Origin of the sequence: Nocardioides oleivorans, from assembly GCF_004137255.1 — a bacterium.
Taxonomy (GTDB): Bacteria; Actinomycetota; Actinomycetes; order Propionibacteriales; family Nocardioidaceae; genus Nocardioides; species Nocardioides oleivorans.
Window position 1 is genome coordinate 1,105,627 of sequence record NZ_SDWT01000001.1, and the last position, 25,635, is coordinate 1,131,261.

The following is a 25,635-nucleotide window of genomic DNA, read 5'->3' on the forward strand; positions in this document are numbered from 1 at the left end:
GAACCTAGGCGCATGACCCGCCTGGACCTCACCACCGTGCGACGACGGCTGCAGCCGGGCCGGCTCCTGCTCGGCTCCCTCCTGGAGATCGGGATCAAGGCCTACGGTGCCGGCGCCGCGCTGAGCGTGGCGCTGAGCGACACCGACACGGTCGGCGGCAAGGCCGGCGACGCGATCCGGGCCGTGCCCAACTTGTCGGAGAAGTACCACCGGGCCCAGTACGTCGTCGAGCACCGGCAGGAGATCGAGGCGGCCGTCACCTACCTCAACGAGCACACCGTCTCCCAGGCCGAGCTCGAGAGCACGGTGACGCGGAGCTCGGCGACGCTCGACTCGATCGAGACGACCTACGCCGAGGTGGGCCGGGCGCGCGACGTGCTGCAGATCGACGGCATCCGCGGCACGATCGACAACGCCCGCGAGGCGATCGAGCACGTCGGCAACGCCTGGAGCGCGAGGCCCGACCTCGACTCGATCAACCAGCTCGCCGCGGTCGCCGACCAGGTCAACCCCCTGCTCGACCAGGTCGACGTGCTGATCCCCGTCTACTACGGCAGCCTGCTGGCGGTCACGGACAACTTCGCGAGCGACGAGATCGCCGGCACGCTCCTGGTCATGGCACTGGCGTTCGGGGCCGCCGCCGTGCTCGGTCGGGTCGTCGGCTTCTGGGTGCGCCGCGGCCGGCCCGGCCTGCTCGCCGTGCTCCTGCAGGCCCTGGGCGCGCGCGTCTTCCGACCCTGGTACGTCGCCAACCTGCCGTGGGCACTGAGCCCGCCGGTCTACTCGGCGGCGCGCGAGGGAATCCGGCGCGAGATCGTCGCGGACCCCGAGGCCGCGCTCGACGAGGACTCCTTCCGTGAGCTCGAGCAGTACTTCGCCCGTCGGGCGGACCCCGGCACCTGAGCCGGGCACCTACCCGATGTGGTGGGTCTCCACGACGCACTTCCCCCGGGGGCCCGTCCCGCGGTTCCATGGAGCGCATGACTGCCAGCCCCTCGGTCGTCGGCGCCCTGGCGATGACGCTCGCCTCGCTGTCGTACGACTTCGCCACCGACGAGCTGGCCCACCTCGTCCTCACGAGCGGGGCCGACCATCCCGTCCCCGACCGCATCGCGTGGCGGCTCCAGCAGGAGCTCGGTGAGGAGTACGTCGTTGCGCGGGCGTGGCGGCGCGCCGACATCGCCGTGCTGGTCGGGGAGTCGCCGGTCCTCCAGGTCGGGGCGCGGGCGATGCACGCCTGCGACCTGCTCGGCACCGCGTCCCGGGCGGATCACCTCGCCGGGCTGACCGCCGACGGCATCAGGATGGCCGCAGCGGCGCCGGACAGCTCGGCGTACCTCCTCGCCCTCGTCACCCACGTGGACGGCCCCGTCCCGCACCACCTGCGGGAGGTGGTGAGGCACGCCGACGGGATCGCCGCCGCCCTCGAGCAGGAGGGCACGGCCGACGCGGTCGGCGCGAGGGCACGCAAGCTCTGGGAGGCCGAGCTCGGTCGCTTCGGCTGGCCCTCGACCCGCTTCACCATCGGCGCGGGCTCGAGGTGGGGACTGGCCGTCGAGCTCGACGCCTACCTCATCGGCCCGCTGCCGCAGGCGTGACCTACCGGCGTTCGGAGTCGAGGCGCGCGAGGATCTCCTGCAGGTGTCCGCGCAGGCGCTGGTCGTGCTCCGAGGCCACCTGCTGGAGTCGGGCGACCTCGGCCTCCGAGCGGGTGCGCCGCGTCTCGGACTCTGCGCGCACGTCGTCGGCCGCCGCACGCGCGTCGTCGAGGGTCCGACCGGCCTCGAGGCGTGCGGACTCGACCATGCTCCCGGCCTCGCGCTGCGCCGTGCGCAGGAGGGTCTCCGCCTCCTGACGGGCGGCCGCGACGATCTCGGCCGCCTCGGCCTGGGCATCGGCGCGCCACTGGTCGGTGTCGCGGGCCGTCAGCTCGAGGAGCCGCGCCGCCGAGTCCGAACGCGGCTCGGGCACCACGAGCCCCGTGGTCGCGTCGTCTCGCTGGTCGCCCGCTGCACTGCGGACATCTGCGTCGTGGTCCTGGCTCAGCATGTCAGGCAGCGTACGACGTCCGGGGCCCGTCGTCTCCCCGGGCCTCAGACAAGCTCCGGTCCGGTCTTCTCCCGCACCTCGTCCTCGGTGACCCCGGGAGCGAGCTCGACGAGCCTGAGCTGCCGGTCGCCGGCGGTGCCCGAGGGCGCGACCTCGCCCGTGGCGGGGTCGATCACGTCGATGACCGCGAGGTCGGTGATGATCCGCTGCACGACCCGCTTGCCCGTGTAGGGCAGGTCGCAGGCGTCGAGAATCTTCAGCGACCCGTCCTTGGCGGTGTGCTCCATCAGCACGATCACCCGCTTGGCGCCGTGGACCAGGTCCATCGCGCCACCCATGCCCTTGACCATCTTCCCGGGGATCATCCAGTTCGCGATGTCGCCGTCGACCGACACCTGCATCGCACCGAGGATCGCGGCGTCGATCTTGCCGCCGCGGATCATCCCGAAGGACTGCGCGGAGTCGAAGAACGACGCGCCCTTGCGCAGGGTCACCGTCTCCTTGCCCGCGTTGATCAGGTCGGGGTCCTCGTCACCCTCGAAGGGGTAGGCCCCCACGCCGAGGATGCCGTTCTCCGACTGGAGCACCAGCTCGACGTCGTCGGCGACGTAGTTCGGCACCAGCGTCGGCAGCCCGATGCCGAGGTTGACGTACGACCCGTCGACCAGCTCGGATGCCGCCCGGGCGGCCATCTCCTCACGCGTCCAGCTCATCTCAGCCTCCCAGTCCGTGCGTCGCCGCGTCGTCCACGAGCGCGTCCGCCGCAGAGTCCGGCCGCGGCCGCGTGGTGACCTTCTCGATCTTCTTGTCCGCCGCCTGCTCGGGCGTCAGCTGCACGACGCGCTGCACGTACACACCGGGGGTGTGCACGTCGTTGGGGTCGAGCTCGCCGGGCTCGACGAGCTCCTCGACCTCGGCGATCGTGATCCGTCCGCACATCGCGGCGAGCGGGTTGAAGTTGCGCGACGACTGGCGGTAGACGAGGTTGCCGTGCCGGTCGCCCTTCCAGGCCCGCACCAGCCCGAAGTCGGCCACGATGGCCTCCTCCAGGACGTACTCCCGATCACCCTCGCGGGTGGAGAAGACCTTGGTCTCCTTCGGCGGCGAGGCGACGACGACGTTGCCGGAGTCGTCGTACTTCCAGGGCAGGCCGCCCTCGGCGACCTGCGTGCCGACACCGGTCGCGGTGTAGAACCCCGGGATCCCCGAGCCGCCCGCGCGCATCCGCTCCGCGAGCGTGCCCTGCGGGGTCAGCTCCACCTCCAGCTCGCCGGAGAGGTACTGCCGCGCGAACTCCTTGTTCTCCCCGACGTAGGAGGAGATCATCCGCCGGATCCGCTTCGCGAACAGCAGGCGGCCCAGCCCCCACTCGTCCACGCCGCAGTTGTTCGAGACCGCCTCCAGGTCGGACGTGCCCGCCTCGAGGATTGCGTCGATGAGGACCGACGGGATGCCGGACAGACCGAAGCCGCCGACCGCGAGGGTCGCGCCGTCCGGGATGTCGGCCACGGCGTCGGCCGCCGAAGAGACCACTTTGTCCATGTCCCGCACCCTAGCGGGGGTGTGAGCGCCGCCACGGTGTGGGCGAGCACCACGTCCGACCGCTCCGGGATGTGCAGCGGCCGGGCCCGGGGAGCTGACAGATCCTCCCGGGCCCGGCCGGCCACTCAGTGCGCCACCCCGTGCGTCACAGCTTCGCCAGGCGCTCCTTCACCTGTGCCAGGAGGGCGGCGCGGAGATCGCCGTCGACCTTGGTGCGGACGAGCTTGCGGATCGCCTTCAGCTGCTTCTTCGCCGCCGGTCGGTCGCCCCGGTTCTCGGCCCTGCGAGCGTCCTTGTCGAGCTGCACCAGCCGGTTGGCGAGCCTCGGGCGGAGGTCGCCGTCGGCCGCCGCGGCCGCCAGCACCTTCTTCAACGACGCGCGGGTCGCCTGGACCGTGAACACCACTGTGCGCGTGCTGGTGTTCCCGGCGCCGTCCGTCCCGGTGACGGTCAGGACGTGGCGGCCCGTGGACAGGGTCCACATCTGCCACGCACCCGCCTCGACGACCTCGCCGTCGAGCCTGGCCCGCACCGCGCGGATCCCCGACGTGGCGTCGGAGCCCGACCACGACACCGTGGCCGACCGGTGGCTCGGGTAGGTCCGCGCCCGCAGCCCGTCGATCGTCACCTCCGGGCCGGCGGTGTCGAGGGACATCTCCCTCGACTGCGCCGACTCGACGTTGCCGTCCCGGTCGATGGAGCGCACCTCCAGGACCTGGCGGCCCTGCGCGGCGACCGGGAAGGGACCGGCGTACGCCGTCCACGCCCCGCTGCCGATGCGGTACTCGGTGCGCGCCACGCCCGACCCGGTGTCGGTCGCGGACAGGGTCACCGTCGGCGCGGTGGTGAACCAGCCGGCGCTGCCGTCCGGCGAGGCCGGGTCGGTCCGCACCGCCGTCACCGGCGCCGTGGTGTCGGCCGGAGGACCGCCGACGACGACTCCGATCGACTGCTCGACCTCCACGTTGCCGGCCTTGTCGCTCGAGCGGAACCGCACGGTGTGGTCACCGGCGCCGGTCACCGTGACAGGTGCCGTGTAGGCCTGCCAGGCGTCCTGGTCGACCTTGACCTCGGTGCCCGCGACGCCGGAGGTGGCGTCGGTGGCCTCGAGGACCACCCGGACCCCGTCGCCGGCGACCTGCTGCGTGGCGCCGGTCGCCGGGGTGACCGTGTCGGCCTTCACCTGGGCCGACCCTGCGGTCTCGACGTTGCCCGCCACGTCGGTGGACCGGTACGCCACCGTGTGCTCGCCGTCCGCGACCTCGACCGCGCCGGCGTACGCCGTCCACGCACCGCCGTCGATGCGGTACTCGGTCGTCGCGACGCCCGAGCCGCCGTCGTCGGCGGCCAGGGTGAAGCGGGGCGTGCTGACGTACCAGCCCGCGTCGCCGTCCGGTGCTGCCGGCGACCAGGTGAGGGTCGTCGTCGGGGCCTCCGTGTCGGGGGCCTCCACGACCACCTCCGCGGACTTCGTGGCCTCCACGTTGCCGGCCACGTCGGTCGAGCGGAACTCGACCGTGTGGGTCCCGGGAGCGGTGACGACGAACGGTGCGGCGTACGTCGTCCAGGTGCCCTCGTCGACGCGGTACTCGGTCGACGCGACGCCCGAGCCGCCCGCGTCGTCGGTGGCGGTGAGCGTGACCCGCACGCCCTCCGCCACGACCGCCTGGGTCGCGGTGGTGGTCGGTGCCGTGGTGTCGACCGGCGGCTCCTCCCCGGTGTCGAGGCGGAACCAGTCGAACTCGACCGACACCGGCTCCTCCTGCTCCGGGCCGATGGCCATGAGGCCGATCGAGCTCAGCGGTCCGTCGTAGGTGACGCCGTCGCCGATCGGCGTCCAGGTCACCCCGCCGTCGCTGACCTCGGCGGTGTAGGACGTGCCGGACCTGGTGACCCGGACGTACCAGTAGCCGCTCTCGCTGCTGTCGGCGATGTTGATCGCGTCACCACCGGCCACCCCGCTGCCGCCCTTCTCGGCCGCGACCTCCGCACGGAGGTCGACCGCGGCGCCGGGTGCGTTGTAGGCCACGACGTCGGCCTTGACGTAGTTGTCGTCGTCGCCGTACATCAGCAGGCCGGCCAGCTGGTAGCGGTGCTTCAGCGGTGCCTTGAACCGGGTGGTCGCCACCCAGTCGCCCTCGGGCGCGTCCTGCAGCACGAAGTTGCGCGGCGACAGCGGGTTGGCCCCGTTGATGTCCCCGGGCTCCGTGCTGATCTTCAGGTGCCCGTCGGCCACGGAGGCGGTGCGCGAGCTGTAGCGCACCGACTCCGCCCAGCGGCAGCCGTCGAGGGCCGTGCCGTCGAACTCGTCGTCGGCCTCGACGGTCGGCGCGGTGCCGTCCGGCGTGACCCGGAACCAGTCGACCTGCGCGACCCGCGGCGTGGTGCCGAGGTCACCGCCGGCCATGACGCCGATCCTGGTGCCGGCGCCGGTCTTCAGCGCCGTCGAGCCCGCCACGTTGGTCCACGCCTCACCGTTGGTGGAGTAGGCCGCCGTCAGCGTGCCGCCCGTGTTGGTGAGCCGCAGGTGGATCGTCGTCGGGAAGTCCGCCGGCACCCGCGGTGCGCCCGGCGTCGAGCGCGTCCCGTTGGTCTCCGACTGGAACTCCACCAGCCGTCCTCCGTCCTGGTGCCGGACGAAGGCGAGCTTGTTGTAGTCGTTGTCGGTGCGGTGCACGACCAGGCCGGCCCACTGCCAGTGGGAGCTGTGGTCGAGCGTGATCTTCGTGGTCGCGACCCAGTTGCCGGCCGGCAGGGCCTGCCCGGCGAAGCTCACCGGGCCGGTGTTGGCCTCGTTGATGTCAGCACCCGTGACCGGGACCCGGAGGCTGCCCCCGGCCTGGGTGATCGGCTGGCCGGGCGCGTTGCGCAGCGCCCACTTCGGCAGCAGCGACGGCGAGTCGAACTCGTCGGAGAGCGGACCGGCCACGCAGCTGAGCGGCTCGCTCGGCGTCTCTGGCTCGGGCTCGGCCGGGTCGGTGTCGATCGCGAACTGCGAGAAGTCGGCGGTCCGCTCGGCGGCCTCGTGCGACATCACGAACATGCCGACGTCCTGCGTCGAGCCGATGCCGGCGAGCGTCACCGCTGCCCCGACCTGGCTCCACGTGGTTCCGTTGTTGGACCAGTACGCCGACACCTCGGCGCCGCGACGGCTGAGCTTCAGCCACTTCGGGACGCTGCTGGTGCCGCCCGCGACCGACGCGTTGAGCTGCCCGTTGCCGTCGGGGTCGGTGAGGAACTCCATGCCGCCGCTCGGGCGCCAGGCGACCATCGCGTAGCCGGGCGAGGTGCCGGGCTGCGTCATGTCGTTGCGGATGACCAGGCCGGCCTTGCCGGACTGGTTGGCCAGGGTGCTGGCGTCGACCCGCACCACCGCGTCGTAGGAGTCGTCGCCGCCGGCGGGCTGGTAGAGGGCGGTGTACTGGTCGGTCCCCTGCCAGGTGTCGGCACCCGCCCCGGTGAGGCGGAAGGCGCCGGCGCCGAGGCGCTCGAACTGGCCGCCCACGTTGGTGAAGGGCAGCAGGTCGCCGAAGAGCTCGCCGACCTGGGCGACCACGATGCGCGAGGTCTTCGACTCGCCCGCGGCGTTCGTCGCGACCGCGGTCAGGTGGTAGAGCCCCTCCTCCTCGGGAGTCGTCCACGTGGCGGCGTACGGCGCCGTGGTGTCGGTGCCGATGGAGGCGCCGTCGACGAAGAACTCGACGCCCGTGATGGCCCCGCCGTCCTGGCTGGCGTCCGCGGTGACCGTGACCTCCGAGCCCGGGTCGAGCTGGACGCCCTGCTGGGGAGCGGTGATCGCGACCTCGGGAAGCGCGTCCTCCGACGAGCCCTGGCCGATGGCCTCGAAGAAGTTGAACCGGATGTCGCTGCCGCCGGTGAAGACGAAGAAGAGGTTCATCGTCTCGTCACCGAGGTCGCTCACGTCCACCGACACGTCCGTGAAGCTCGCGCCCGTGGCGGGCACCGGCACGGTCTTCACCAGGTCGCCGGTGGCCGAGCCCTTGCGGAGCTCGATCGCGCCACCCCCGGCCGTCGACTGGACCCGCAGGGCCAGCCGCTTGATCTGGTGGAAGTTGACCGGCGAGAAGTTGATCCAGGCACCGTCCTTGCCGACGACGACCTGCTTGCCGCCCTCGGCGTCGGTCGACGACGCGAGCGTGGCCGAGGACGACTTGCGGGAGAAGAACTCCGCCTGCCGCAGCTTCGGGAACACCAGGGTGGTGTCCGACCCGGTGAGCGGGTTGGCGCCTCCCGTGCCGCCGCCGTCGGTGTAGCGCGCGTCGATGGCGAAGAAGATGTTCTCGTCCGGCGCGTGCCCGCCGAGGCTCGTCGGCGTGGTGCCGGTCAGCCCGGTGTACGGCGTCGTGGGGTGTGCGTGCTCGTCGTGGCCCAGGGCCGGCTGGATGATCACGTCGGCCGGGTCGATCGTGCCGTCCTCGGGGTCGGTCACCTCGACGTCCCAGTCGAGGTCGTCGCCGAAGTCGAAGAACGAGCCGTCCGGCGGCAGGTCGAACGTGACGCTGGGACGGGTGTTGCCGACCGTGATCGGGATCGTGGTCGTGCCGTCCTTGCCTGCGGGGTCGGTCACGGTGAGGCGCGGGTTGAAGACACCCTCGGTGGTGAAGGTGTGGCTCGCGGTGACGCCGGTGGCGTCCACGTCGCCGTCACCGTCGAAGTCCCACTCGTAGGTGAGCTCCTCCTCCTCGGGGTCGGTCGAGCCCGAGCCGTCGAACTGGACGGTCAGCGGTGCCGGGCCGGAGTCGACGTCCACGGTGACCTTCGCGATCGGGGACCGCGAGCCGGAGATGTAGTCGACGCGGAACAGGCCCGAGTTGGGGTTGTCGCGGCCGTAGCCACCGCCCCAGTCCAGCACGTAGAGCGAGCCGTCCGGGCCGAACTTCGAGTCGATCGGGGCGAGGAACTGCTGGGTGGGCAGGAAGGCGTTGACCTTCTCCACCTCGGTGCCGGGCTCGCCGGTGGCCGGGTCCTTCAGCTGGATCGAGTACATCTTGTTGCGCGCCCACTCGTAGAAGAAGGGCTTGCCGTCGTAGGACTCGGGGAACTTGGTGTCCGACTCCAGGTCGGCGTCGTAGCGGTAGAACGGGCCGCCCATCGGGGCCAGGCCGCCGCCCTGCGGGATCACGCTGGGCACCGACGAGCGCTGGTAGCCGTACCACATGTCCGCGGCGCGGGCCGGCGGGAGCTCGGTCAGGCCGGTGTTGCGCACGGAGTCGTTGACCGGGTTGTCGCAGTCGAAGTAGCCGCCGACCGTCACCGGGTTGGTGCGGTAGTCGACGTCACGGAACGGCTCGTTGTCGCCCATGCACATCGGCCAGCCGTAGTTGCCGGCCGTCTTGATCAGGTTCCACTCCGCGATGCCGGCCGGGCCGCGCGTCGCCGGGGCGTCGTTGTTGTTGTCCGGGGAGTAGTCGGCCATGCTCAGCCAGCCGGTCTCCTGGTCGACGCTGAACCGGAACGGGTTGCGGAACCCCATCGCGTAGATCTCGGGGAGCGTCTTGTCGTCGGTGTCGTCGGCCTCGTCGAAGAGGTTGCCCTCGGGGATCGTGTAGCCGTTGCCGTCGGCGTCGGGCGTGATCCGCAGGATCTTGCCGCGCAGGTCGTTGGTGTTGGCCGAGGTCTCGCGGGCGTCGTGGAACGTGCCGGGGCGCTCGGAGATCGGCGCGTAGCCGCCCGACGGCTCCGAGTGCGGGTTCACGTCGTCGCCGACGCCGATGTAGAGGCTGCCGTCGGGGCCGAAGTCGAGCGCTCCACCGGTGTGGCCGGGCTCGTCGGGCAGGCGGCGGGCCGGGATCCGGATGATCTCCTTCTCGCTGGCCGGGTCGAAGACGCCGTTGACCATCGTGAAGCGCGCGACCGTGCTCCAGAAGTTGGCCGGGTCGCTCTCGTTGGCGCTGGCGGGAGCGCGGTAGACGAAGACGTGGCCGTTGTCGGTGAAGTCCGGGTCGAGCGCGATGCCCAGCATCCCGTCCTCGCCGCCGGAGTAGACCGGCACCTCGAGGACCGTGGTGACGTCCTGGGTCTCCGGGTCGTACTCGCGGATCTGGCCGCGGACGAGCTCGGTGTAGAAGACGCGACCGTCGTCGGCGATGTCGATGGCGAACGGCGCGGAGGTGTTCTGGTCGAGCGGCACCCGCTCGAAGTTGCTCCACACGGTGCCGCCGCAGTCGCCCTCCTCGAGCCCGGCGACGTACTTCACGCCTCCGACGATCTGCGCCATGAACTCGGGCTCGTCGTAGTGCGAGGGGAAGTGGCCCAGCGCGGTCGCCCAGAAGCGGCCGCCCTCGTAGGGCTTGCACCAGCTGATCGGGTGGTCGTAGCCCTGGGTGCCGCCGGCGTACGTCGTCTCGTCCATCGTCTGGAGGACGTGGGCCGTGCCGCGGACGTTGTTCGAGAAGTTGTACCACTCGTCGTTGCGGGTCCACCTGGTCACCGAGTCGGTGCCGTCGAAGTGCTTCGTCGAGGGGTGGGTGACGTCCTCGTTGCGGACCACGCCCGACGGACCGGGGTCGGTGCCGGTGGGCGCGTGGCCCGGCATCAGGGAGCCGACCATGTTGTCCCACCACGGGTAGCTGCCACGCATGTCGAGCGCGTTGTGCACGGCCGCGATGCCGTTGCCCGCCTCCATCCAGCGCTCCATCGCCGCCTTCTCCGAGGCGTTCCACGGATCGCCGTTGGCCTGGAAGACCAGGATCGCGTCGAACGGCTCGAGGCCCTCGTCGGTGAACACCGCCTCGGAGCCGCCGGGCGTCTCCTTGTGCACGACGGTGACCGTCATGCCGGCCGCCTCGAGCGCCGCCTTCACCTTCGGGGTCGCCTGGGCGATCGCGGCGTCGTGCCAGTCCCCCGCTGCGTCCTCGGTGAAGATCAGGACGTGGCCGTGCCCCGGGTGGGCGTTGGCCGGTGCTGCGGCGACGACGCCGAGCAGCAGCCCTCCGAGGAGGGCGAGCACGGTGAGCAGTGCAGTGGACTTCAGCGGTGACAGGCGGGACATCGGGCCTCCAGGTCGATGGATGCCGAGGTGGCGTGTGATGCACGTCACCAACAGGCGTGCTCGGACGCTGACAGCCTTTTGTGTGTCCGTCAAGCAAAAGTCGCCGCGCACAGACGAATAAGATGCTTTAGTCGCATAAGAAGGCACCGACCCGGGCGTGCGACCGCTCGCTAGGCTCGAGTGGTGACCGCCCCTCCCGACCCGACCTCCGACTGGACCGGGGTGCGCCTCCACGTCGTCAGCGGCAAGGGCGGGACCGGCAAGTCGACCGTGGCCGCGGCGCTCGCGCTGGCGCTCGCGACCTCCGGCCGCAACGTGCTGCTCTGCGAGGTCGAGGGCCGCCAGGGCATCGCGCGGATGTTCGACGTCGACCCACTGCCCTACGAGGAGCGCCGGATCGCCAGGGGCGCGCCCGACGCGCGCGGTCGGGCGGGGCAGGTGCACGCCCTCCACATCGATCCCGAGTCGGCACTCCTGGAGTACCTCTCGATGTACTACAAGCTCGGTCGTGCCGGACGGGCGCTCGACCGCTTCGGCGTCATCGACTTCGCCACCACCATCGCGCCCGGGGTCCGCGACGTGCTGCTGACCGGCAAGGTCTACGAGGCAGCGCAGCGCCCGCGCAAGGCCAAGGACGCGATCACCTACGACGCCGTCGTGCTCGACGCGCCGCCCACCGGGCGGATCGGGCAGTTCCTGGGGGTCAACTCCGAGGTGGCCGGCCTCGCGAAGGTCGGTCCGGTCAAGACCCAGGCCGACCGGGTGATGGAGCTGCTGCGCTCACCGCGCACCGCCGTCCACCTCGTCACGATCCTCGAGGAGATGCCGGTGCAGGAGACGTCCGACGGGATCGCCCAGCTGCGCGAGGCCGGACTCCCGGTCGGCGCCGTGGTGGTCAACCTGGTGCGCCCGCAGGCACTGAGCGCCGACGCGCTCGCCCGGGTGCGCGACGAGGCGGTCGACCCGTCCGTTGTCGCCGCCGAGCTCAAGCGCGCCAAGGTCGACGTCGACCAGGACCTGGTCGCCTCGCTCGTCGACGAGGCCCGCGACCACGCCGTACGCCGCCAGCTCGAGGACGAGCAGCGCGAGCTCGTGGCCGCCGAGGGCGTGCCGACCTTCGAGCTCCCACGCCTCGCCGCCGGGATCGACCACGGCGCGCTCATCGAGCTGGCGCAGCTGCTGCGCGGTCAGGGACTGGCATGAGCACCCGCAGCCGGCAGGCACCCCGGCAGGCACCTGTCCTCGACATCGACGCCCTGCTCGACGACCGCAGTGTCGAGATCATCGTGTGCTGCGGCTCCGGCGGGGTCGGCAAGACCACGACCTCCGCCGCCCTCGCCCTCCGCGCGGCCGAGCAGGGGCGCAACGTCGTCGTGCTCACCATCGACCCGGCGCGGCGGCTCGCGCAGTCGATGGGCATCGAGCAGCTCGACAACACGCCGCGCCCGGTGCCCGGCATCGCGCCCGGCGGGGGCGGGTCGCTCGACGCGATGATGCTCGACATGAAGCGCACCTTCGACGAGGTGGTCGAGGGCCAGGCCAGCCCGGAGAAGGCGAAGCAGATCCTGGAGAACCCGTTCTACGTCGCGCTGTCGAGCTCGTTCGCCGGGACCCAGGAGTACATGGCGATGGAGAAGCTCGGTCAGCTCCACCGCCAGGCGCGCGAGGACGACACCTACGACCTCATCGTGGTCGACACGCCTCCGTCGCGCTCGGCGCTCGACTTCCTCGACGCACCGGAGCGGCTCTCCAGCTTCCTCGACGGGCGACTGATCCGGCTGCTCGTGGCGCCGGCGCGGGGGCCGGCGCGACTGATGACGGCCGGGCTCTCGGTCGTGACGAACGCCCTCGGCAAGATCCTCGGCGGTCAGATGCTGCGCGACGTGCAGACCTTCGTGACGGCCCTCGACACGCTCTTCGGGAGCTTCCGCCAGCGGGCCGAGAAGACCTTCGCCCTCCTGCAGGCCGACGGGACGGCGTTCGTCGTCGTCGCCTCGCCCGAGCCCGACGCGCTGCGGGAGGCGGCGTACTTCGTGGACCGGCTCACCGACGACGACATGCCCCTGGCGGGGCTGGTGGTCAACCGGGCGAGCCCGTCGGCGCACACCGACCTGTCGGCGGAGGCCGCGATCGCGGCCGCCGACCGGCTGGGCACGAAGGACCCGTCGTCACTGACGGCCGGGCTGCTCCGGCTCCACGCGGACCGGGTCCGGATCGTGGAGCGCGAGCGGCACCTGCGCGAGCGGTTCGCCGCGTCGCACCCGACGGTGCCGACGGCGGTCGTCCCGGCCATGGCCGGCGACGTGCACGACCTCGAGGGCCTGCGCGCGATCGGCGACGGACTGGCGACCCAGGCCTGAGGAAGCTCGGGCCCGGGGTCAGCCAGCGGTCAGACGGTGACCTCGACCTTGGTGCGGGCGGTCTCCAGGATGGAGCGCCACGACGAGTCGGGGCGGCGGCGGAGCAGCGCACGGCGCTCACGCTCGGTCATGCCGCCCCAGACACCCCACTCGATCTGGTTGTCCAGCGCCTCGGCGAGGCACTCGGTGCGCACGGGGCAACCCGCGCAGACGGCCTTCGCCTTGTTCTGCTCAGCGCCTCGCACGAACAGTGCGTCCGGCGTCTCGCCCTTGCACGCTGCCCTTGATGCCCAGTCCTCGACCCACATAGTCAGATTCCCCACGGTGTGCGAGCCGGTCGGCCGCCCCCATAGCGGCCATCCTTGCTCGATGGAGAAAGTAAAACCGTTCTCCAGCAGCCTCGGCAGGGCCAGGTGGCTCAAATCGAGTAGTCCGATGTGACTATCTGCCTGCGCAGGTGGAATTCAAGGTGCTATGCACTTCCCCCGTACTCTAGGGCCCATGTCTTCCCCCTCGCAGCGTCCTCCGAAGGCCCCGCGCGGGCGTCTCGGCACCGGCCGGGTCGCCTCGCACGTCGCCGTGATGGCGGCCGTCGCGGTGGTCATGGGTGTCCTCACCGCGTGCCTGGCCATCCCGTTCGCGGGCCTGGCGGGCGTGGCGGCGAAGGACGTCAGCGAGGGGATGGTCAACCTCCCGGAGTCGCTGGAGGCCAAGGACCTGTCGCAGAAGACGCGGATCTACGACGTCAACGGCAACCTGATCGCCTCCCTCTACGACCAGAACCGGATCAACGTCCCGCTGGGCTCCATCTCGCGGCCGATGGTCAAGGCGATCGTCGCGATCGAGGACTACCGCTTCTACGACCACGGCGCGCTCGACCTCAAGGGGACCCTGCGTGCCTTCATCACCAACCAGGCCAACGGCGGCGCCGTGCAGGGTGGGTCGTCGATCACCCAGCAGATGGTCAAGCAGACGCTGCTCTACCAGGCCGAGACCGACGAGGAGAAGGCGGCTGCGACCGAGGAGACCTACGCGCGCAAGATCCGCGAGCTCCGCTACGCCATCGCCTTCGAGAAGAACCACACCAAGGACTGGATCCTCGAGCGCTACCTCAACATCGCCTACTTCGGCGACGGCGCCTTCGGCGTGCAGGCCGCTGCGGTCCACTTCTTCTCCAAGAACGCCAACGACCTCAACCTCCTCGAGGCGGCCACGCTCGCCGGCCTGGTGAAGAACCCGGTCGGCTACGACCCGATCGACAACCCCGAGCGGGCGGAGAGCCGGCGCAACGTCGTGCTGGACCGCCTCGCCCAGCTCGGCGTCCTCAGCGAGAAGAAGGCCGACCGTCTCAAGGGCACGCCGATCAAGAAGACCCTGAAGGTGAAGGCCTCCCCCAACGGCTGCCAGCAGTCCAGCGCGCCGTTCTTCTGCGACTACGTCGTCAACTGGCTCCTCAAGGACCCGGTCCTCGGCGACACCGTCAAGGAGCGCCGCCGCACGCTGAACAACGGTGGCCTCCAGATCCACACCACGATCGACCTCGACATGCAGAAGGCCGCCGACCAGGCGGTCTCCGACGGGGTCAACCCGACCGACCAGGCGATCGGCGGGCTCGCGATGGTCGAGCCCGGCAGCGGCGACGTCCGCGCGCTCTCCCAGTCGCGCCCGATGGGCAAGGACAAGGCTGCCGGCCAGACCTACCTCAACTACACGGTGCCCAAGGCCTACGGCGACGCCAACGGCTTCCAGGCCGGATCGACCTTCAAGGCCTTCGTGCTCGCCTCGGCCATCAATCAGGGCATCCCGCTAAGCACGACCATCAGTGCGCCCCAGACGATCCACCTCGACGACGACGAGTTCGAGACCTGCGACGGGCCCTACGCCGGTGACGGCAAGGGCTGGGACCCGGAGAACTCCACCGGCGCCGGCACCTACAACCTCTACACCGGCACCCAGGAGTCGGTGAACACCTTCTTCGCCCAGCTCGAGACGCAGACCGGCATGTGCGAGCCGCTCGAGCTCGCCGACGCGATGGGCGTCGACGTGCCGGTCGCCCAGCAGGTCCCGTCGTGGATCCTGGGCGTCTCCGACGCCGACCCGCTGACGATGGCCCAGGCCTACGCCACCTTCGCGGCGCGCGGCCTGCACTGCGACCCGCGTCCGGTCACCGAGGTGCTCGACTCCTCGGGCAACACGCTGAAGGACTTCGCCCCGACCTGTGAGCAGGTCATGCCGGGCGCGACCGCCGACGCCGTCAACGACATCCTGCGGGGCGTGATGGAGGGCGGCTTCGGAGCCCCCCTCGCGATCGACAAGCCGTCGGCCGGCAAGACCGGCACGACCAACAGCAACATGGCCGTGTGGTTCGTCGGCTACACCCCCGAGCTCGCCACGGCCTCCATGGTCGCCGGTGCCAACGAGTTCGGCGAGTGGGTCACCCTCAACGGCCAGACCGTCGGCGACAGCTACATCAGCAGCGCCTTCGGCTCGACCGTCGCAGGCCCGATCTGGGGCCAGGCGATGGCCGCCGTCTCCAGCAAGCTCGACTACGTGGACTTCACCACCCCGCCCGGTGACGAGATCGCCGGCGTGCTGACGACCGTCCCCGACGTCACCGGGATGAGCCCCGAGGAGGCCACCCAGACCATCACCTCGGCCGGCTTCACCGCGGCCGACGGCGGCCAGGTCAACTCCGAGGCGACCGCCGGCTCGGTGGCGTCCTCGTCGCCGGACGCCGGTGCCCAGCTGAGCAGCGGCGACACCGTCACCTTCTACACCTCGACCGGCTACGTCCCGCCGAGCAACGGCGGGAAGGGCAAGGGCCGCGGGGGCAAGGGCCGGGGCTGAGGCTCAGCCCAGCTGCTTGCGCACCTCGGCGGCCACGGCGCCACCGTCGGCGCGACCCCTGACCTGAGGGGTCACCACGCCCATCACCTTGCCCATGGCGCGCATGCCCTCCTCGGCCGCTCCGGTCTGCTCGATGGCGGCGGTGACCAGCTCGCTGATCTCGGCCTCGGTGAGCGGGGTCGGGAGGTACTCCGCGATGACCTCGCCCTCGGCGGCCTCCTTGGCGGCCATCTCGGCGCGACCACCGTCGGAGAAGGCGGTCGCGGCCTCGCGGCGGCGCTTCGCCTCGGAGGTGAGCACGCCGAGGATGTCGTCGTCGCTCAGCTCGCGGGCCTCCTTGCCGGCGACCTCGGCGTTGGTGATGGCGGTCAGCACCATCCGCAGCGTCGAGGAGCGGAGCTCGTCACGCGCCTTCATGGCGGTGGTGAGGTCGGCGCGGAGACGGTCCTTCAGGGCACTCATGCCCTCCATTGTGGCAGCCTTGGCGAATGGCTTTCCTCCCGCTGCTGCGCCGGACCGCGACGCTCGGCGCGGTCGCCGGCGCGGGGCTGACGTCGTACGCCGCCTGGGAGGCGCGGCAGTACACCCTCCGCCGGGTGACGGTGCCGGTGCTCGCACCGGGCCGGGCGCCGTTGAAGGTGCTGCACCTCAGCGACATCCACATGACCCCCGACCAGCGGGCCAAGCAGGAGTGGCTGCGCGGGCTGGCCGCCCTCGAGCCCGACCTGGTCGTCAACACCGGCGACAACCTCGCGCACATGCGCTCGGTCCCGGTCGTGGCCGACGCGCTCGGCGGCCTGCTCGACGTGCCGGGCGTCTACGTGCTCGGGTCCAACGACTACTACTCCCCCGGCATGCGCAACCCGCTGCGCTACCTCCTGCCCGACACCGGCAAGCGCAACACGACGACGCCGCAGCTGCCGTGGCCCGAGCTCAAGCAGCGCTTCGACGACGCCGGCTGGCACGACCTGACCAACGGCTTCGGTGCGCTCGAGGTCGAGGGCACCCGGATCGCGTTCGCAGGCGTCGACGACCCGCACCTGGAGTACGACGACCTCGCCCGCGTCGCCGGGCCGGCCGACCCGCAGGCCGACCTGAGGCTCGCGGTCACCCACGCGCCGTACCTCCGGGTCCTCGACCAGTTCGCCGCCGACGGCTACGACGCGATCATCGCCGGCCACACGCACGGCGGGCAGGTGTGCCTGCCCACCCTCGACGGGCGCGGCCGCTCGCTCACCACCAACTGCGACCTCGAGCCCGCGCGCGCCAAGGGCCTGCACCGGCACCCGGCGGACTCGGCGCCCGGCGAGGACGGCACGGCCTGGCTGCACGTGTCCGCCGGCCTCGGCACCAACCCCTACGTCCGGATCCGGGTCGCCTGCCGCCCCGAGGCCACCTTGATGACCCTCGTCCCCCACGACTGAAGGAGCACCCGTGCCACTCGTGCGCGTCACCAACTTCGCGGTCTCGCTCGACGGCTTCGGCGCCGGCGAGCCCCAGTCGCTCGAGAGCCCCTTCGGCCATGCCGGCATGAAGCTCCACCAGTGGCGCTTCGACAGCTGGCGCGACGGCGCGCCCGACGGCATCGACGCGCTCTACGGCCGGCAGTACGACGTCGGCTTCGGCGCCGAGATCATGGGCGCGCACAAGTTCGGACCGCCCGGCTGGCAGGACGACCCCGACTGGCGGGGCTGGTGGGGCGAGGACCCGCCCTTCCACACGCCGACGTACGTCCTCACGCACCACCCCCGGCCGCCGATGGAGATGGAGGGCGGCACGACGTTCCACTTCGTCGACGCCTCGCCGGAGGAGGCGCTCGAGCTGGCCCGCGCGGCCGCCGGTGACCTCGACGTCCGGATCGGCGGCGGGGCCACCACGGTGCGGACCTTCGTCGCGGCCGACCTGGTCGACCACCTCCACGTCCCGATCGTGCCTGTCGTCCTGACCCGCGGCACGCAGCTGTGGGAGGGACTCGAGGGCATCGAGGAGCGGTTCCACATCGAGTCGGTCGTCGCGCCCAGTGGCGTGATCCACCTCAGCCTGACCCGGCGGCGCTGACCGGCCCCCGCGCGAGCCTCCCCCGGGGCGTGCACCCGACCGGGGCGATTTCAGCCGGCTCCGGACGCTCCGGTATGCTCGCCGGCGTTGCCCGGACGGCTCGTCCGCCCGGGCGGCGGGCTGTGGCGCAGCTTGGTAGCGCGCCTCGTTCGGGACGAGGAGGCCGCAGGTTCAAATCCTGTCAGCCCGACACATGACGACGGACCCACGCATCGCGTGGGTCCGTTGCTCGTTCCCCGGCCGGCTCAGCGACTCGCGCTGAGGTCCAGCTGGGCGATGACGGTGACCGGACGGTCGTCGGCCGGCGACTCGACCTGCCAGGTGTCGCCCACCCGGGCGCCGCAGGGCTGGGGCACCGCTCGGGCCCCGTCCGCGAGGCAGGCCAGGGTGAGGACGTCCCCGGCGGCAAACGCCTGCATCCGGGCGAGGCTCCGGCCGCCCAGGCCGACGTCGAGGGCGGTGACCGTCGCGAGTCCCCGGCCGGCGGCGGAGCCGGTGCGGTCGACCGCGCCTGGCAGGACGTACTGGACGTAGAGGCTCTCCGTCGCGGTGATCGCGGTCGCGGCGGAGGTGTCGGTCCGGAGGTCGACGTCCAGGCGGACGCCGTCGGCAGCCACCACCACGTCGTCGATCGCGTGATCCGGCTCGGCGAGGTCCGGACTGCGCGGCCACCCGAGGGTGACCTCGTCGACGGGCGTGGTCGTCGAGATCCAGTGCGTGACCCGCAGGTCCCCGCCCTCGAGGACGTTGGTCTCGACGAGCTCGGTGTCGGGCGCGAGGTCGGCGGGCGGGTCGAGCTCGCTCGCGGTGGCGGGCGACCGGACGGCGCGCTCGACCGCGACCGCCTCGTCACCCTGCCCACCGCCCGGCCAGAGCACCGCGGTCGCCCCGCCCACGACGAGCAGCACGCCGAGGGCGGCGCCGACGACGGTCGTACGTCGCGAGCCGGGCCGGGTGGGGGTCGCCACCTCGCGGACCGCACCGGCGTCCTCCACCGCCGCCGGCGCGACGGGGGCAGGGGCAGGGCTGGCGACGACGGCCATGTCGGGGGCGTTCCGCCTCAGCGCGGACGACGTCAGCCGGCTGCGCGGGCGAGGCGCGTCGGGGTCGCGGACGGGCGCCGGGTCGCCGCTCCCCCAGATCGGCTCCAGCGGTCCGAACCCGTCCGGGAGCGGTTTCCCGCCGCGGTGCGGCAGGTCGTCGTCCGTCATCACGCCTCCTTCTGCGTGGGCCGTCCGACCGCGGTCGCGGTGACCACCGCGAGTCGCTGGTAGCCGCCCTTCGCGGGCACGAACGGTCCCGCGCACGTCACCATGACCAGCCGGTGCGCGCCGGTGGCCGAGTAGACCCAGGGGTGGTCCGAGAGCGGGCCCTTGTCGAGCAGCCGCAGCGAGCTCACGACGTACGACTGGCGCAGGTGCTTCGACTGGAGCTCGATGCGCTGGCCGGCCCGCACGGTGAGCAGCTCCGCGTAGGGGCCGAGTCCCTGGGTCGTGGAATCGACGTGCGCCGAGACCAGGGTCGAGCCGAAGGGGTCGCCCAGGCGCGACCCACCGCGCCACCACCCCGCCGTGGTGATGTCGCCGGGCACGTCGAGCGTCCCGTCGTCGGTCGTGGAGACCGGCACGATCGGTACGTCGACCCCGCTGGGCAGCACGGCCCGGGTCGGGGGCTCCGGGGTGGCCGCACCCGTACGACGACCGATGGCGGCCGGCGCGGCCGACGACGCGGCCGACGACGCGGCTGCTGATGTCGTCGCTCGAGGCGTCGACGCCGGGTCGACCACCGAGGCGTCGGCGCGGTCGTCGGTCGACGTCAGCCGCACGGCGATCGCCCCCACGAGGACGAGCACCGCGACGACCAGAAGCCCGATCGCCGCCCGCCGGCCGCGGGGCCGGTGGGGCCGGTCGGAGGCGTGCCGGGGCACGTGGGTGCTCACGACGACGCGTCGACCCGGATCCGCCGACGGGTCCGGCCGAGCTCGACGAACACCATCCCGAGGAGGGTGACCACCGCTGCGCCGCCGAGCACCCGCCAACCGGCCTCGGGGGTGCCGGCCGCGGCCGCGTCGCCGTCGGACGTGAACGGCGTGACGTGGATCCCGGCCGCCAGGCCGGCGCTGCCGGCCTCGATGGCTGCCGGCGGCGTGGTGCCGTTCGGGGACAGCGAGATCGTGTGGGTGATCGCCTGCATCGAGTCGGAGCCGGTGTCGCCGACCGCGTAGACCATGGTGGCGGTCGCGGGCGCGAGGCTCACGTCGAGCGGGCCGAGGATCGGCCGCGAGGTCAGGCCGGACGGCAGGAGCTCGGCGACGTGGTCGCCCTGGGCGACGTCCGCGGTGGCGAACTCCCCGTTCGCGATGTTGGTGAAGACGACGCTGCCGTCGAGGCGGACGTCCGCCGGGGCGACGGACGCCGTGTGCGCGATGAGCACCCGCGCCTTGTCGACGCCGATCGGCGTGGTCGGGGTCGTGTAGAGCGTGGCGAGGGGCGCGCCGTCGATCTGGGCGGGCAGGTGGACGACCAGGTCCTGCGCCGCGCCCGAGGTGAGCTCGACCGACGTCCGGACGACCACCTCGCCCGTCCCGTCGCTGAACGTCACGTCGTGCCGGCCGGCGGTGACCTCGAACGGGCCGACGACGTCGCCGGTGGCGGAGTCGGCGGAGATCGCGCGGCCGTCGAGGTCCACGTCCAGCGTCTGTCCCGGAACGGCCTGCACGACCGTGAGCCGGGTCGTGTCCGGTTCCGCGGCCTGCGCCGCGGGGACGACGGAGGCGACGCCCGTGATCGCCAGTGATCCCACCAGTGAGATCCACGTCAGTGTCTTCATGAGTGCTCCAACATGTCGGGCGCGTCCCGTCGCGCGTTCGGTTTCGCGCGTCGTTCGCCCCGGTCGGTGGGCACGGATTGGCACGTCACCGGGACGACCCGTTTTGTTGCCGGTCCGTTCCGTGGCGTGGATCCTGCGTGTCCCCCGGACCCGCAACGGACTAGACCGCGCTGCCGGCGCCCACGCGGGCGGGCAGGACACAGGGGCCGGACCCGGGGGGTGGGTCCGGCCCCTGTGCGTTCCTCCGGGGGGCTCAGCCGGTGTAGATCGAGGTCACCTCCGACGCGGTGAGCTCGTAGGGGTAGATCCGGAGGTCGTCGACCTGCTCGGTCGGGCGCGGGTCGTTCCAGCTGCCGTTGCCCACGAAGTTGGCGGTGGTGCCGCCGTCCCCGATGTCACCGATGCTGACCGGGATGTTGTTCCTGGTCCCGCCGGCCTGGAGCGCGCCGTTGAAGTAGATCTTCGCCGTCGTGCCACCGCCGGTCGGCGACGGACCGAGGGTGACCACGACGTGGGTCCACTGGTTGAGCGGCAGGTCGGTGGTGCCGTCCAGCTGGATCCGGAACTGCTCGCCGTTGTCCCGGCGCAGCGTGGCACCGAAGCCGCGGGTGCCGTTCTCGGTCCTGGACTGCAGCAGCAGGAACTCGCTGGTGTCCTTGCCGATCTGGAGGTGCGAGGTCCAGTTCGGCAGGGCCGTCGGACGGATCCACGTGGAGACGGTGAACTCCGTTGTCATGCCCGCCGTGAGGTCGTTCGGCAGCTTCACGTGGCCGGCTCCCGGCAGGTTGAGGCCGGCGTTGTACCTCGCCGCCCCGACCCACCCTGCGTTGCCCTGGAGCGTCCCCGCGCCGACCGACGTGGTCGTGCCCGAGTTGGCCGCGCTCGTCCCGGTGTTCTCGTCGAAGCGGTAGCGGATCGGCACGACCGTGTTCACCGGCGGCCGGCTCACCGTGTGCGAGACCGTCCCGCTCGAGTCCTTCCAGCCGCCACCGGCCACGAACCTCACCTGGACGCTGTGGGCACGCGGCGACATCGTGACCGCGGGGAACGAGACCGCTCCGTTGGTCACGGTGCGCTGGGCACCTTCACGTGCGCCGTCGATCCAGAGCTCGGCGACACCCGTCGGGTTGGCGTTGGTGGCGTCCTTGACCGTCGCCGAGACCGTCACCGGGGCGTTGTACGCCGACGGGGACGCCGGCGACGTGCTGACGGTCGTGGTCGTGGCGAGCGCGCTGCCGTCGGCGTACAGGCCCGCGACGTCGGAGTCCGACAGCGTCGAGGTCCACATGCGCACGTCGTCCACGAGCCCGTCGAACGACGGGTCGGGGAAGCCGTTGCGACCCACCCAGTTGTCGGCCGTCGGGCCGACGTCGGCCATCGAGATGGTCAGGTCGGACCGGGTCGCGATCTTGACGCCGTTGAGGAAGAGCGAGCCCGTGGTGCCCTGCCTCGTGAAGGCGACGTGGTTCCACTGCCCGGCGACGACGTCCTTCGTCGGGGTCGCGTAGACCCGCTCCTCGAGGGCGCTGCTCTTCTTCTTGAAAGTGGCCGCCAGGCCCGTGCTGCCGTTGATCTGGGTCTGCATCTGGATCTGGAAGAAGCCGCCCGCACCGCCGACGCCGTCGCCGATGTGGAGCAGGTTGATCCAGTTGCCCGTCGTGTCCGGGCGCACCCACATCGAGGTCGAGAAGCTGGCCTCGCCCTGCAGCAGGTTGTCCGGCAGGTCGACGGCGTTGGCGTTGCTGCCGCCGGTGAGGTTCGCCGAGCCACCGGTGATGCCGGTGGTGCTCCAGCCGGTCGCACCGGTGAAGGTCGCCCGGCCTGCCGTGACGTCCGAGCCGAAGTTGGCCGACGTCGTGCCGGTGCCCTCGTCGAACTGGTAGCTGACGGCCGGCTCGGCCGTGCCGGACTGCGCGCCCACCACGACCAGGTCGTCGACCACGAGGTTGTTCCCATTGCCGCCGCCGGCGATCGTCAGCGAGTGCTGCCGGGCGCTGGCGGTGAAGGTGCCGACATAGGTGCCGAAGGCGGTCTGCGAGGACAGGGCCGTCCCCGCCGACAGCGTGGCGTTGAGGTTGGCGATGCTCACCGTCCCCGTGGCGGCCGTGGTGCCTGCCGACCTGCTGTCCCGGGCGTACCGGAGCGAGACCCGGTACGTGCGCCCGACGTCGAGGCCCTTGAGCGTCCGGGTGATGCTGCCGGTGTTGTTGAGGGCGAGGTGGTAGCCGGTCGAGCCGAGGCCACCATTGCTGGCTGCCGCCGAGCGGATCAGCTGCACCTGGCTGGTCACCTCCCACGGCGCCATCCGGCCGTTGCCGGGAGCCACGTCGAAGGTCGCCGCGGGGGTGCCGGTCCGGAAGTCGGCCGGGATCCGCGGGTACTCGAACTGGTCGACGACCTTCGGTGCGGGCGTGTCCGTCCGCACCGCGGGGTCGATCTGCACGATGTTGGCGACGGACGGGGTGCCACCGCTCCAGACGAACACCATGTACGCACCGGGCGGGGCGTAGTTGCCGTTGCTCGGCGAAGTGATGGTGACCGTGCTCCCCGACTGCGTGAACGCCAGGTCCTGGAAGTTCTGGTCGTTGTTGAAGCCGTGCGTGACCGACCCGTTGCGGACCAGGGTGACCCGCTGGACCGGGCTGTTCGACGTGACCCCGAAGGTGCCGTTGTAGCCGATCTTCTTCGGGACGTTGGTGATCACCGGCCGGGGTGCCGGGGAGCTGCCGTCGAAGAGGTAGGCCGGCGAGTAGTACTCGACGTCGGTGTAGCTGTGCGGGCCGGGAGCGCCGCCGCCGCCGATCATGATCCTGCCGTCGGGCAGGAGCAGGTTGACCGAGTGGTAGAGGCGGGCGTGCTCGTAGGGGATCTTGACCTCGCTCCACTGGCCGTTGTCGGGGTTCCAGATCTCGGCGTTGGTGACGAAGCCGGACTGGCCGTTGTTGTCACGCGAGCCGCCGGTGACCATGACGTTGCCGTCCGGCATGACGACCGAGGAGGCCCAGTGCCGGCCGTACTTCATCGGCTGCGTGGCGGTCACGACCGGGCTGGCCGTCCCGCCGGTGATGTCGACGGTGAAGCCGGCACGGGCGCCGGCGGGACCTCCGCCGTTGGCCCACCAGCCGCCACCGACCTGCAGGATCTTGCCGGGGCGGTACATCGTGGCCGTCGAGGTCGCACCGACGGGGTTCCCGAGGGCGCCCTGGTTGCCGGTGCCCGTGCCGAGCGTGCCGCGCATCGTGATCGATCCAGTGCCGCTGTTGGCCGACGGGTTCAGCTCGTACATCTGGGTGCCGGTGATGTTGAACAGGTTGCCGTTCGTCGGCGCCACGAAGGCCCGCGGGTACCACCAGCGGTTCTCGTCCTGCGGCGCGCCGGCGCCGTCGCCGTACGCCTGGGCGCTGGTCGCGCCGGTCAGCAGCTTCCACGAGCTGCCGGCGTTCGGCGTGTAGATCTCCGGCGTCTGGACGCCGGGGCCGCCGGGGCCGCCACGGAGCGAGCCGCCCTGGACCACGATCGAGCCGTCGGGCATCGTCGTACCGGTCGGGTACCAGCGCGGGATGTTCATCGGGGCCTCGTTGCGCAGGCCGGCCGTGGTCGTCCAGCTCGTCACGCCGATGGCGGCGTCGTTCGGGGCGTTGCCCCCGAGGTTGTCGTCACCACCGACCGTGAAGGTCGCGCGCCGGTGCGGCATCTGCACCTGCATCGAGCAGAAGAGGTCGGTGTAGGTCGCGTTCGGGACGATCCCCGAGACGAGGTTCGCCAACGTGCGCGGGATCGCGGGGTCCCACACGTCGATCTCGGTCTGCCCGCCCTGGGTCACGCAGTCGTTGCCGCTGTAGTCGTAGGGGTTGCCGTCGGTGCAGCCCGACGTGACCGAGCCGAAGGACTGGACCTTGCCGTCCGCGGTCAGCGCGGCGTTGATCGGCACCAGCGGCCACGGGGTGACCGGGCTCATCTCGCCCTGCTGGTCCTTCTGCGGCGGCGAGCAGTCAGCCGCCAGGAGGCCGGCGGAGTACGCCATGCCGAGGCGGAGCTGGGCCCGGACGAAGTCGTCGGCGTCGTTGTCGTTGGCGTTGCCGCCGTCGTTGGCCGCGGTCCACGCCGAGGCGTGGTGTCCCAGCGAGGAGTACCACGAGCGGCCGGAGTCGATCTTCTGGCACCACGTCACGGGGTGTGACGTGCCCTCCTCACCGACCCGCGCGCCGGCGGCGTACGACGACTCGTCCACCGAGACCAGCGTGCGCACGTTCTGCGTCGGGTTGACGTCCCACTCGTACCACTCGTCGGTGTACGACAGCGACGACGGCATGCCGGCGGTGAGCGGGCTGGCGGCGCCCAGCGACACCGTGCCCCGCTGCCCGCCCGCCGGCTCGGGGTGGCCGGTCGCGGCCGCGCCCACCAGGCGGCGGTAGAAGGGGTTCACGTCGTGCTCGGTCTGGTCCGGCGACCAGGCCGTGTAGTGGATGCCGACGAAGCCGCCGCCACCGCGGATGTAGGACTCCAGCGCGGTGCGCTGGGAGGTGTTGAACAGCACGCCGGCGGTGTGCGCGAAGACGAGCAGGTCCTTGTTGGCGAGGTTCGCCGTGGTGAAGGCGCCGGCGTCGGTCGTCTCCTGGATGTCGGCGACGGCCGTGCTCTGGCCGTTGTTGTCCAGGCCGTACTGGACGGCGAGGTTGTTGGCCATCTCCCGCACGGCCGCGCGGGTGTTGGCGACGGATCCGTGCACGCCGTCACCGCTGCTGAACAGCAGGACGCGCAGCACGTCGTCGTCGCCGGGCGCCGCGGACGCCGGTGTGGCCACGGTCGTGGCGGCGATCGCCGTCAGCGGGAGTGCGATCCCGAGGGTCGCGGCCATCGCCACGAGGCGTGACCCCGCACGACGGAGGGCAGATCTGTGGAGCAGCAGACTCATCGTTCGATTCCCTTGGCTCGGTG

17 protein-coding genes and 1 tRNA gene are annotated in these 25,635 nt (G+C 71.7%); 8 read left to right on the forward strand and 10 right to left on the reverse strand.

All coding sequences use genetic code 11. The features are described 5' to 3' along the window. The first annotated feature begins 12 nt into the window (after window positions 1-12). Window positions 13-903 (forward strand): hypothetical protein, encoded by an 891-nt coding sequence (locus EUA93_RS05320; RefSeq protein WP_129399187.1) that lies wholly within the window; start codon window positions 13-15, stop codon window positions 901-903. Window positions 904-980: 77 nt separating this feature from the next. Continuing rightward, window positions 981-1,598, forward strand: coding sequence for a hypothetical protein (locus EUA93_RS05325; RefSeq protein ID WP_129399188.1), 618 nt, complete (start codon window positions 981-983; stop codon window positions 1,596-1,598). A gap of 1 nt (window position 1,599) precedes the next feature. Here EUA93_RS05325 and EUA93_RS05330 read toward each other — a convergent pair whose 3' ends face one another. The 4 genes from EUA93_RS05330 to EUA93_RS05345 form a co-directional block, all read right to left on the reverse strand. Further along, window positions 1,600-2,049 (reverse strand): hypothetical protein, encoded by a 450-nt coding sequence (locus tag EUA93_RS05330; protein WP_129399189.1) that lies wholly within the window; start codon window positions 2,047-2,049, stop codon window positions 1,600-1,602. Window positions 2,050-2,093: 44 nt separating this feature from the next. Beyond that, a complete protein-coding gene (locus EUA93_RS05335) occupies window positions 2,094-2,762 on the reverse strand; it encodes a 3-oxoacid CoA-transferase subunit B (protein WP_129399190.1) in 669 nt (222 codons plus the stop codon). A 1-nt stretch (window position 2,763) separates the two neighbouring features. Beyond that, complete coding sequence (locus EUA93_RS05340) at window positions 2,764-3,591, reverse strand: CoA transferase subunit A (protein WP_129399191.1); 828 nt, start codon at window positions 3,589-3,591, stop codon at window positions 2,764-2,766. A gap of 145 nt (window positions 3,592-3,736) precedes the next feature. Beyond that, complete coding sequence (locus EUA93_RS05345) at window positions 3,737-10,603, reverse strand: OmpL47-type beta-barrel domain-containing protein (protein ID WP_129399192.1); 6,867 nt, start codon at window positions 10,601-10,603, stop codon at window positions 3,737-3,739. A 183-nt stretch (window positions 10,604-10,786) separates the two neighbouring features. Here EUA93_RS05345 and bagA point away from each other — a divergent pair, with 183 nt between their 5' ends. Together bagA and bagB are read left to right on the forward strand one after the other, a co-directional pair. Next, on the forward strand, window positions 10,787-11,806 hold the full coding sequence (gene bagA / locus EUA93_RS05350; protein ID WP_207208606.1) for an ATPase BagA: 1,020 nt from the start codon (window positions 10,787-10,789) through the stop codon (window positions 11,804-11,806). Continuing rightward, entirely contained in the window at window positions 11,803-12,963 is a 1,161-nt protein-coding gene (bagB, locus tag EUA93_RS05355) for an ArsA family ATPase (RefSeq protein ID WP_129399193.1), read from the forward strand. The genes bagA and bagB overlap by 4 nt, the downstream gene beginning before the upstream one ends. Window positions 12,964-12,992: 29 nt before the next feature. Here the strand turns inward: bagB and EUA93_RS05360 are convergent, their stop codons facing one another. Next, on the reverse strand, window positions 12,993-13,271 hold the full coding sequence (locus tag EUA93_RS05360; protein WP_129399194.1) for a WhiB family transcriptional regulator: 279 nt from the start codon (window positions 13,269-13,271) through the stop codon (window positions 12,993-12,995). Window positions 13,272-13,464: 193 nt separating this feature from the next. Here EUA93_RS05360 and EUA93_RS05365 point away from each other — a divergent pair, with 193 nt between their 5' ends. Further along, a complete protein-coding gene (locus EUA93_RS05365) occupies window positions 13,465-15,810 on the forward strand; it encodes a transglycosylase domain-containing protein (protein WP_129399195.1) in 2,346 nt (781 codons plus the stop codon). Window positions 15,811-15,813: 3 nt separating this feature from the next. Here EUA93_RS05365 and EUA93_RS05370 read toward each other — a convergent pair whose 3' ends face one another. Further along, on the reverse strand, window positions 15,814-16,272 hold the full coding sequence (locus EUA93_RS05370) for a GatB/YqeY domain-containing protein (protein WP_129399196.1): 459 nt from the start codon (window positions 16,270-16,272) through the stop codon (window positions 15,814-15,816). Window positions 16,273-16,298: 26 nt separating this feature from the next. Here EUA93_RS05370 and EUA93_RS05375 point away from each other — a divergent pair, with 26 nt between their 5' ends. The 3 genes from EUA93_RS05375 to EUA93_RS05385 all read left to right on the forward strand — a co-directional run bounded on the left by EUA93_RS05375 (window position 16,299) and on the right by EUA93_RS05385 (window position 18,058). Beyond that, a complete protein-coding gene (locus tag EUA93_RS05375) occupies window positions 16,299-17,234 on the forward strand; it encodes a metallophosphoesterase (protein ID WP_129399197.1) in 936 nt (311 codons plus the stop codon). Window positions 17,235-17,244: 10 nt separating this feature from the next. Then, a complete protein-coding gene (locus EUA93_RS05380) occupies window positions 17,245-17,868 on the forward strand; it encodes a dihydrofolate reductase family protein (protein WP_129399198.1) in 624 nt (207 codons plus the stop codon). A gap of 116 nt (window positions 17,869-17,984) precedes the next feature. After that, window positions 17,985-18,058 (forward strand) — tRNA-Pro (locus EUA93_RS05385). 55 nt (window positions 18,059-18,113) lie between these two features. Here the strand turns inward: EUA93_RS05385 and EUA93_RS05390 are convergent. From EUA93_RS05390 to EUA93_RS05405, 4 genes are all read right to left on the reverse strand, one after another. Further along, window positions 18,114-19,079, reverse strand: a complete 966-nt coding sequence (locus tag EUA93_RS05390; RefSeq protein WP_129399199.1) for a hypothetical protein — start codon at window positions 19,077-19,079, stop codon at window positions 18,114-18,116. Continuing rightward, the gene (locus EUA93_RS05395) at window positions 19,079-19,807 is read right to left on the reverse strand and encodes a class F sortase (RefSeq protein WP_129399200.1); all 729 of its coding nucleotides are present in this window, start codon (window positions 19,805-19,807) and stop codon (window positions 19,079-19,081) included. Before EUA93_RS05395 ends, EUA93_RS05390 begins: the two co-directional genes overlap by 1 nt. Next, window positions 19,804-20,697, reverse strand: coding sequence for a DUF4397 domain-containing protein (locus EUA93_RS05400; RefSeq protein WP_129399201.1), 894 nt, complete (start codon window positions 20,695-20,697; stop codon window positions 19,804-19,806). Before EUA93_RS05400 ends, EUA93_RS05395 begins: the two co-directional genes overlap by 4 nt. A 253-nt stretch (window positions 20,698-20,950) precedes the next feature. Next, window positions 20,951-25,612, reverse strand: a complete 4,662-nt coding sequence (locus EUA93_RS05405; protein WP_242497248.1) for a LamG-like jellyroll fold domain-containing protein — start codon at window positions 25,610-25,612, stop codon at window positions 20,951-20,953. Between the last annotated feature and the right edge of the window lie 23 nt (window positions 25,613-25,635).